Source organism: Dactylosporangium salmoneum (assembly GCF_039532525.1).
Lineage (GTDB): Bacteria > Actinomycetota > Actinomycetes > Mycobacteriales > Micromonosporaceae > Dactylosporangium > Dactylosporangium salmoneum.
Genome location: NZ_BAAARV010000085.1, coordinates 93,703 through 96,215, shown reverse-complemented (window position 1 = coordinate 96,215; position 2,513 = coordinate 93,703). Strand labels below are relative to the sequence as shown.

The following is a 2,513-nucleotide window of genomic DNA, read 5'->3' as shown; positions in this document are numbered from 1 at the left end:
CCCGACGCCTCAACGACGAACTCAACCAGGACCAGAAGTAGTCCTTCAGTTACCCAACACTCTCTTAGGCCGCGGAGCTCCTGCCGCAGGCTGCCGGCCGTGGACAGATCGGTGCTGCAGGGCGGAGATGGGTGTGCTGTTCGTCGGTGACGACTGGGCGGAAGATCATCATGATGTGGAGGTGCAGGACGAGCAGGGCCGGGTGCTGCGCCGGGCCCGGTTGCCGGAGGGTGTGGACGGGATGGCCCGCCTGCATGACCTGCTTGCCGGGGCATTACCGGAGGATGCCGGCCCGGACCGGGTGTTGATCTGCATTGAGACCGACCGAGGCCCGTGGGTGCGGGCGCTGGTCGCGGCCGGCTACGAGGTGTGCGCGATCAACCCGAAACAGGCGGCTCGGCACCGGGAGGGCATGGCGCTGTCCGGTGCCAAGAGCGACAAGGCCGACGCGCATGCCCTGGCCGACATGGCCCGCACCCGCCGGCACCAGCTGCGCCCGGTCGCAGCGGACTCCGACATCGCCGAGGCCGTCAAGATCGTGGCCAGGGCCCACCAGACGCTGATCTGGGAACGGACCCGCCACACGCTGCGGCTGCGCGCAGCGCTGCGCGAGTACTTCCCCGCTGCCCTGGCCGCCTACCAGCCACTGGCTCTGACCAGCCCGGACACCCTGGAACTGCTGGCCCGGGCCCCCACCCCGGCCGCGGCAGCCGACCTCACCGACACCCAGATCAGCGACGTGCTCAAACGCCACCACCGGCGCGGCATCCCCGCCAAAACCGCCGCGATCGGGCAGGCGCTGCGCACCGCACACCTGGGCCAGCCAGACACCGTCACCGCCGCCTACGCCGCGACCATCCGCGCCGCCGTCGCCGTGCTCACCACCCTCAACACCCAGATCGACGCCATGCAAGGCGAGGTCGAGGCCCATTTTGGCCAGCACCCGGACGCTGAGATCTACCTCAGCCAACCCGGCATCGGCGCGATCCTCGGCGCCCGGGTGCTGGCCGAGTTCGGCGACGCCACGGGCCGCTACACCACCGCCAAAGCCCGCAAAAACTACGCCGGCACCGCCCCGATCACCCGACAATCCGGCAAGACCAAAACCGTCCACGCCCGCTACATCCACAACAACCGCCTCATCGACGCCCTCCACCGACAAGCCAGCGCCGCCATCCTCAACAACCCCACCATCCGCACCTACTACGACCAACACCGAACCCGCGGCCTCAACCACCACGCCGCCCTCCGCCACACCGGCAACCGCCTCGTCGGCATCCTCCACGGCTGCCTCAAAACCAAAACCCCCTACAACCACACCACCGCCTGGCCCACCACACCCCAAGCGGCTTGACACCCCAACACCCTGGGATGTCTGACGGGGCATGTATCCGATTCGCTGGCATCCTGGAGTGATCCCCTAAAGTGGATCTTCGTGTTGTTCGGACGATCGGCGGAGCTCGAAGCGCTTGACGAGGCGATCGCCCGCGCCCGCGACGGCTCCGGCGGCGCCGTGGTGCTGCGGGGCGAGCCCGGCGCCGGCAAGACGGCCCTCCTCGACGCCGCGGCCGCCCGCGCCGGCGGCATGCGGGTGCTGCGCACCACCGGCGCCGAGTCCGAGCGCGACCTCGCCTTCGCCGCGCTGCACCAGCTGCTGCGCCCGGCGGCCGCCGCCCTCGACGCCCTGCCCGCCCCGCAGCGGGCCGCCGTCGGCGCCGCCCTGGGCCTGGCCGCGGCCGGCGACGAGGACCGGTTCCTGCTCGGCGCCGGCGTGCTCTCCCTGCTCGTCGAGGCGGCCGCACCGGACGGCCTGGTCTGCGTGGTCGACGACTTCCAGTGGATGGACCGCGCCTCCGCCGACGCCCTGCTGTTCGCGGCCCGGCGGCTGGCCACCGAACGGATCGCCATGCTCCTGGCCGTCCGCGGCGACGCCCCCGTCGCCGGCGTGCCGCGCACCATCGCCGTGCGGGGCCTGCCCGACGACGCCGCCGCCGAGCTGCTGCGCGCCGGCCACGCCGAGGTGACCGACCCCGTCGTCCGCGACCTCGTGGCCCTGACCGGCGCCAACCCGCTGGCCCTGGCCGAGATCGCCGACCGCCTGACGCCCGCCCAGCTGGCCGGGCGCGCACCGCTGCCCGACCCCCTGCCCGGCGGCGCCCGCCTCTTCGGCGACCGGGTGACCGCCCTGTCCGCCGCCGCCCGCACGGCCGCCCTGATCGCCGGCCTCGAGTCCGACCTGGCCGTGACGCTGCGCGCCGCCGACCACCTGTGCGCCCCGCGGGCCGTGGCCGGGCGGGCGGCGCTCGCCGAGCTTGAGGAGGCCGGGCTCGTCGTGGTGTCGGGGCCGAGCGTGCGGTTCCGGCATCCGCTCGTGCGGTCCGCCGTACACGAGCAGGCAGCGCCCGCCGACGTCCGGCGCGTGCGCGAGGTCCTCGCCGGCATCCCCGGCGGCGACCGGCGGGCCTGGCACCTCGCCGGGGCCGCCCTCGGGCCCGACGAGCTGGTCGCCGCCG

The 2,513-nt window shown here is 73.7% G+C and carries 2 protein-coding genes; both read left to right on the top strand.

What is annotated here, in order from left to right; genetic code table 11:
• Positions 1 to 133 precede the first annotated feature (133 nt).
• Positions 134 to 1,354 (top strand): IS110 family RNA-guided transposase, encoded by a 1,221-nt coding sequence (locus ABD352_RS43365; RefSeq protein ID WP_344618431.1) that lies wholly within the window; start codon positions 134 to 136, stop codon positions 1,352 to 1,354.
• 81 nt (positions 1,355 to 1,435) lie between these two features.
• The coding region (locus tag ABD352_RS43360; RefSeq protein ID WP_344618429.1) for an AAA family ATPase at positions 1,436 to 2,513 on the top strand (1,078 nt) is incomplete at its 3' end.